The 6,126-nt window shown below is 63.6% G+C and carries 6 protein-coding genes; 1 reads left to right on the top strand and 5 read right to left on the bottom strand.

The features are described from left to right. A partial coding sequence (locus tag DIE02_RS35560) for a hypothetical protein (protein WP_185702639.1) occupies nucleotides 1-476 on the top strand: 476 nt, incomplete at its 5' end. Here the strand turns inward: DIE02_RS35560 and DIE02_RS18300 are convergent. The 5 genes from DIE02_RS18300 to DIE02_RS18285 form a co-directional block, all read right to left on the bottom strand. Beyond that, nucleotides 477-1,340: a phage integrase N-terminal domain-containing protein gene (locus tag DIE02_RS18300; protein WP_124486737.1), complete on the bottom strand. Its 864-nt coding sequence runs from the start codon at nucleotides 1,338-1,340 to the stop codon at nucleotides 477-479. Nucleotides 1,341-2,369: 1,029 nt separating this feature from the next. Next, nucleotides 2,370-3,551, bottom strand: coding sequence for an STY4528 family pathogenicity island replication protein (locus DIE02_RS18295; RefSeq protein ID WP_124486736.1), 1,182 nt, complete (start codon nucleotides 3,549-3,551; stop codon nucleotides 2,370-2,372). Between the two features lie 510 nt (nucleotides 3,552-4,061). Then, nucleotides 4,062-4,196 carry a hypothetical protein gene (locus tag DIE02_RS36055; RefSeq protein ID WP_257773917.1) on the bottom strand — a complete coding sequence of 45 codons (135 nt, stop codon included), beginning with the start codon at nucleotides 4,194-4,196 and terminating at the stop codon, nucleotides 4,062-4,064. 149 nt (nucleotides 4,197-4,345) lie between these two features. After that, on the bottom strand, nucleotides 4,346-5,704 hold the full coding sequence (locus DIE02_RS18290; protein WP_124486735.1) for a sensor domain-containing diguanylate cyclase: 1,359 nt from the start codon (nucleotides 5,702-5,704) through the stop codon (nucleotides 4,346-4,348). A gap of 110 nt (nucleotides 5,705-5,814) precedes the next feature. Continuing rightward, complete coding sequence (locus tag DIE02_RS18285; protein WP_006756942.1) at nucleotides 5,815-6,063, bottom strand: DUF2795 domain-containing protein; 249 nt, start codon at nucleotides 6,061-6,063, stop codon at nucleotides 5,815-5,817. Between the last annotated feature and the right edge of the window lie 63 nt (nucleotides 6,064-6,126).

The raw sequence follows: 6,126 nt of genomic DNA, 5'->3' as shown, positions 1-6,126 counted from the left end.
ATTCGGTCAAATTCTGCTCGACTTTTTCTTTTTGTTCATTTATATCTTTTTATATATTTTTCTCCCCCCCCCCCCCCCCCCTGCCCGGGGATATATTTTCACTGTATCTGGAGGTATTTTCGGATCCTCTGATTTTCTCCAGAAAAGATATAGAGGGGTTCATTTCTGGAATTTACAACGACTTTGAGAAGCTCTCCATTGATCAAAAAGGCATCCTGTTGGAAGCCTTGGTTAATAACTCAAAAGGTTATGATGGTGAGAAGTTGCGCTTCTCTGTTGGGGATATGATCGCTCGAAAGTACTCTGTCCAAGTTGCACTGGACGCTTTCCGCCGAATGTGGGCCTCGGGTGAGAAAAACTCCCGATTCATTGCTCAATTCGGCGCAGATGTTCTATCCCTTTCTCTGCCCAAAGATGGGGAAGATCGTAATGAACTGCGCAAGTTCGAACGCGAGATCGATTTGAAAGAGAAATGATCATCGCCCTAAGTACACCGCCGTAATCTGCGTCCTCCCGTGCCCCAGCTCGCGGCTGATCGCCTGCCGCGCCTGCGCATCCAAGGCGCGCTGCGCCGGCGTCAGCGACCGCGCCGAAGGACCGCCAGCGGCCGGCGCTTTCCAGCTCGTCAACGCTTCGTAACGATTCTGCGCGTAACGATGCCGCAGACCGTGCATGTTGCTCAGGCCCGCCGCTTTGCACTGCCCGTCGTAGGGGTGGCGCTGCCCGATATAGCTTTTATGCGCCGGGATCAGCGAGCCTGCGCCGGCCAGTTGGTGCGTCAGGTCGAGTACGCGCCGCTGCTCGGCCGTCGTGATCGGCGCGGTCCGTTCGCGCCCGCCCTTGGTCCAACTGCCCTTGAGCGCGATGTGGTCGCCCCGGTCGGCATAGCCGGGCTGGAACTTGATGGACTCTTCGCGCCGCAGCCCGAAAGCCTGCTGCAATTGCAGGCTCATCCGCACATGCGCATCGCGCACGCTGTCGAGTGCATCCCCCAACGCCTTTGACTTATCGGCATTGGTCACATGCTGCCGCTCAGGGATGCCGAGGCGGGCGTTGTCGGCGGGAAGGATGCCGGCCTTGCCTACCTTCTCGGCCCACCAGCGCAGATGCGACATGCGGTTTTTCACGGTGCCGGCCGACAAGCCTTCGGCCTGCCAGCGCTCGACCAGCGCCTGCACATGCTTGCCCTTGAGCGAGTTCGGCGACATCCGCCGAAAACCCGCCTCGCCCAACTGGCGAGCTACCAGCGTCAGCCCGCGCAGCCGGTCGGCCTGGGTGGTGTGGCTGCCATCCTTGTTGCGCCGGCAAAGCTGCCGCAGCCCGTAGGTCAAATCATCCATGGCGCACCTCCTGGGTGTTGCGTCTTGTCTTGCTTTCTGAGATCGAATCGGTAAGTGAAATTGCCGGCTCGCTAGGCGAGGCTCCCGAAGGACGAGGGCATGGTGCTCAGAACACCGGTTTTGCCTCGAAATGAGGCGTCTGCCGTACTCCCTGGAGGGAGATGGGGCAGAGGGTCAGCGAAAGACCAAACAAGCCAGTGGCGGGGATGAAAACCTCCTTTGAGTGAGTGGGATGGGTAGAGCCGGTCGCGAGCGTTGCGCTCAAAACGTGGCCGCAGGAATAGCGCGCCGTGGGCGCAGGATTGACGAGAACAGCCGGAGAAAAATGGCTCTGCCCCGTGGGTAGGAGCGGCATGCGGGGGAGCCTGGGCATGCCTGGGGATGGTTCCGCCCTGGTCAGGGAGACGCTTGCAGGAACCTGCGTCTTTGGGGTTGCCGATGAACAAAGCCCATCGGTCTTGGCGTACTGCAGGGCCAGTGTAGGAGGGCCTCGTCACGCATGCCGCAAACAATAGGAACGCGCGCAAACCCATATTTCGCGCGGGTTCCGTGGGGCCGTCACTGCGGTGTGCAGTGACGGCCCCATCGCGTTGCTAGGGTGCCGTGCAAGAAACCAAAGGCGCTGCGGCAGCACCGCGCATAGGGGCTGCTGGGCCAGTCGTGTGCGTGCCTGCTGACGCGCCCCTACGGGGCTTGTCGGCTACCCGCCCTGGGCGCGCAATGGGTTCCCCATTGCACACCCAGCACGGGCAGCGTGATTTGTGCAGCGGCTTGCCTGGGAGGTGCTGGACGTCGCGCAGTGGGGGGCAATGGCGGGCGCACAGGCCGCAGCGGAACGCAGCCGCAGGCGAGCACCGAACGGGCGAGCACCCGGCGCAGCGCACCATTGATGCCCACGCAGCGACCCAAGCCTCACGGCGGGGTGCAGGGAGGCTTTACCCCCTGCACCCTTGCCCTTCGGCAAGAACGGAGTTCCAAGAGGCGGCACCTCTTGGTCAAGGCCGCAGGCCGCGAAACTGGGCCAGCGGCTTACGCGGAGTTTGGCCGCATGTGGACACCCTGCAGGAACAGCTCGGCCACAAGGTCACCGGCCCGTTCCGGGAGCCCCAAGAGCCTGCGAGCCAGGGCAAGCTGTGCCTGCGCCACCTCGGGCGCCGCAGGCTTATGCGCAGGTGTCGGCGGTGCAGGCGGCGCAGCCGGGGTTACCTTGTGGACAGGCGCATTAGCGGGGTCCGTGCTGGCGGGTTTCCTCGCCGCCCACAAGCGGAATTCCCCTGCCAACACACGCCGCACCAGGCCGAACAGATAGGCCACGGCATTGCGCACAGCCCCCTGCCGAACGCGCGCCTCCAACTCGTCCAGCACATCTTGCTGGTGCTCACCTGGCAGACGCCGCAAGGCCATCTCCACATCGCGGTGCTGGTCCGGTGCCATCTTGTCCAGGCATGGTGGCAACCGCAGAGCGAACGCCGATTTTGGTGGGTCGCTTTCTTGCGCGCTCGCGCGGTACGTACGTACTTCTTTTAAAGAATACTTATACGTACGTACTGGCGAATCAGCTTTCGATGTGGTCGAACCCGCGTTGTCGTGGGCGACTGGCAAAGGTGCTTTCCCCTTTGGCGGCGGAGACGGAGGCGGGTTGCTGGGGTTGTCATCGTCCGCCAGCCCGGCCCGTGCGCGGGCCAAGGCAATCTGCTGGCGAAGAGTCGCGGGCAAGTCCCGGTCCGCTGCCAGTTCATTCAAGACGCCGATCGCCACCGAGCGCACGACGTGGTTGGGATGCGCGACCGAGCGTTCCAGCAACTCGATGTACTCGGGGTCCGAGGCACACACCTCCGGGCAGGATTGCGGAGTGTCATGCACGGCGTAGAGCGTGTTCTGCACCTGGCCGGTGAGTGGGTCACGGCGATGCCCCGCCAGATGCACCCAACGCGTCATGCGCAGCACGCAGACAGTGCGCGAGGCTGTCTCGTACGCTGCCCTCTGATTGCCTGCCTTGCAGGCCAGGAACGGGCGCATCTGTTCGTAGTTGGGCAGCGCGCTGGTGCCGTCTTCACCCACGCGGGCGCGGAAGACCATCCAGGCATTGCGCTCCAGCGGCGTCAGCCGCTCATCGAGCAGCAAGGCCAGAGGGACGCTGACATTGCCGGGCGAGCGGGGGTTGGTCGAGGCGCGCGAATCATTGGACGAGGGGTTGGTTTGGTCGAACATGTTCGGTCTCCATACGGTCCTGGCGAGGTAGCCAGATGGGCCATATGTCAGCCGAAGCCTGCCTTCGTGTCGTCGAACAATCCGGCATGCGCCAGTTCCTATTTACGGGCGAACAAGGGCGTGAAAAAAGTGGGCTTCGAGGCTAGAATCAAGCACGTCTGGCTTCCATGAGAGACAGGGCCTGTCTCTTGGCCGGCGTTGACCGACGATTGGCAGCGGAAGATATCCACAGAACCCGCTTCCGCGTGGCATCTAGTGTCTCCACTGTTATCCACAATCGGCCAAGAAGCGCTAGAACATGAACGTATGTCCAAGTTTATGTCCAAGCACCTAAAGTGAAATCCAAAAAACGCTTTAGATTCAAACGGGTAGACAGCTTTCTCTTGCTTCTGTATTGGCAAGTAGGCGGGGATTTCAACGGAACACCGGCGCTTCGAATTCCCGTTCCCAGCGATCCGGATCAATGGACTGATCCGGACTACGTCGTCGCGACAGCCGGGGTGCAATGCATCAATCCCAATGCCGATGATGATGGTGGTAATACCCGCCATCACCGTAATACCCATACCCGCCGCCATCCGGCACCACGATGCAGCCGCTCAACAGCACGGCGACACCGGCAATCAGCAAAAGGGTTTTCTTCATCACGCTCACCTGCTCGGATTCGACATGAACCCAGCATAGCGAGCGCCTTCAACACCGGCTGTAAGCGATCGTTTCCCCGCGCGGCAATCCGTAACGGCGGATTATTTCGGTCACAATGACCGTAACAAATCCCCAATCCGCAGACGTTTTCACGCCGCCACGACGCGGTTTCGCCCCGCATCCTTCGCACGATACAGCGCGGCATCGGCGGCTTCGATCAACGCATCGGGCGTCGACAGGTCGTCGGCCGACACGGTCGCGCAACCGACGCTGACGCTCACGCGCCCGGCCGGCGACCCGGGCATCGCGAGATCGATCCGCAGCACCGCTTCGCGCGCTTCCTCGGCAACGACCCGTGCACCGCGCGCACCGGTGTTCGGCAGCACGATGGCAAACTCCTCGCCGCCGTAGCGCGCGACGATATCGGCCGGCCGCCGCACCGCGCCGGCCAGCGCATTCGCGACCGCGATCAGGCACGCATCGCCCTTCACGTGACCGAACGCGTCGTTGTACGCCTTGAAGTGATCGACGTCGACCATCAGCAGCGACAGCGGCTCGCCTTGCCGCCGCGCCTGCAGGAACAACGTGTGGAAGTGATCGTTGAAGTGGCTGCGATTGAACGCGCCGGTCAGCCCGTCGCGCGCGGACGAACGAACCAGCGTCGCGTGCGCCTCGAACAGCTGCTGATACAGCTTCGTCACTTCCCAGGCGAGCACGCACACCAGCACGCCCGGCGTGAACATGCTGAACACGCGTGCGAGATACCAGCCGACCGTGAAGCGGCTCGTGGTCAGCAGGTTCAGCGTCGTATCGGTGAGGCAGGCGAGCACCGCGATCGCGAGCCACAGGTCGAGCGTCGTGCGCAGTCGGCCGGAAGCGAGCACGGCGACGAGCGCGAGCGCATTGAGCAGCCACACGACCAGCGCGATCCCGTCGACGGGCAGCGCGGCTGCGTCGCCCGGCGGATGGAACGCGGGCGGCAGGGCGACGTTCAGTGCGAGCACGCACAGCAGCGCGGCCGCGACGGCCGGGCCGCCGACCAGCGCGAAGGTCCACAGGCGCGTCTGCGCCGCACCGACCGGCGCATGCGTGAGCCGCTCGCGCGCGAGCAGCGCGGCCATCACGAAGCACGGAAAGCCGGCATGCCAGAAGACCCACATCCACGCGGCGCTTTGCGGACGCGCGCCGAGCAAGCCTTGCGGCGCGAACACGCCTGGGAAGGTGAGCAGCTGAAGCGCGACGGCGAGTGCGGTGAACGCATAGGCGCCGCCGAGCGCACCGAGCACGGGCTGGCGCGTGACGGTGAACTGGGCGCCGAGGAAGAAGGCGGCGATGCTCGCGGTGGTGAACACGGTCAGCGCGCACATCGGCATGAACGGCTCGACGGCCGGCAGCGTGACGTTTGCGTGCGGCACGGCGATCGCCAGCGCGAGCACGATGACGAGTGCCGTGAGCGCGCCGAACCAAAGCTGACGACGCGTCGTATGCTGGATCAGGATGCCTTCCATGGATTCCCCCGGGCACTCGTGCGGTCACGCCCGGTCTTGGCGCCGGGCAGCATGCATCCGGCCGCAGCGCAACCGGTGCGGCCCGATCCTATCGCGTTATTGGCGTGCGCTCAAATACCGAGGCCGGGGCCGAAGTTGCCGGCGACCCAGCGCGTGACGGCATCGACGTCCGCATAGTCCTGTTCGGGCAGGCCGTCGAGCATCGACAGCACTTCGTTACTGGCGCCGGCGTCGCGTGCGGCGTCGACGATCGCATCCTTGTTGGCCGGGTAACGGACGGCCGCCAGCACGTCGGCAATCTGCAGGTCGATCGCTTCGCCGGGGATATCGTGCGGAGGGAGAGCGGGTTTGTCGTTCACGGCGGCGGCTCGCTGGTTGGACGGGATTCGGTTCGACGCGGTTCGTGGCGGAAAGCGGTTGCA

The sequence above is a fragment of the Burkholderia sp. Bp8991 genome (assembly GCF_003853795.1).
Lineage (GTDB): Bacteria > Pseudomonadota > Gammaproteobacteria > Burkholderiales > Burkholderiaceae > Burkholderia.
Note: the sequence above shows the minus strand (reverse complement) of the source record. Positions and strands in the feature narration are given on the sequence as shown.

Coding starts and splice junctions, on each gene's coding strand:
- DIE02_RS18300 (WP_124486737.1), bottom strand. CDS start 1,340: ATGGATGATTTGACCTACGGGCTGCGGCAGCTTTGCCGGCGCAACAAG.
- DIE02_RS18295 (WP_124486736.1), bottom strand. CDS start 3,551: ATGTTCGACCAAACCAACCCCTCGTCCAATGATTCGCGCGCCTCGACC.
- DIE02_RS36055 (WP_257773917.1), bottom strand. CDS start 4,196: ATGAAGAAAACCCTTTTGCTGATTGCCGGTGTCGCCGTGCTGTTGAGC.
- DIE02_RS18290 (WP_124486735.1), bottom strand. CDS start 5,704: ATGGAAGGCATCCTGATCCAGCATACGACGCGTCGTCAGCTTTGGTTC.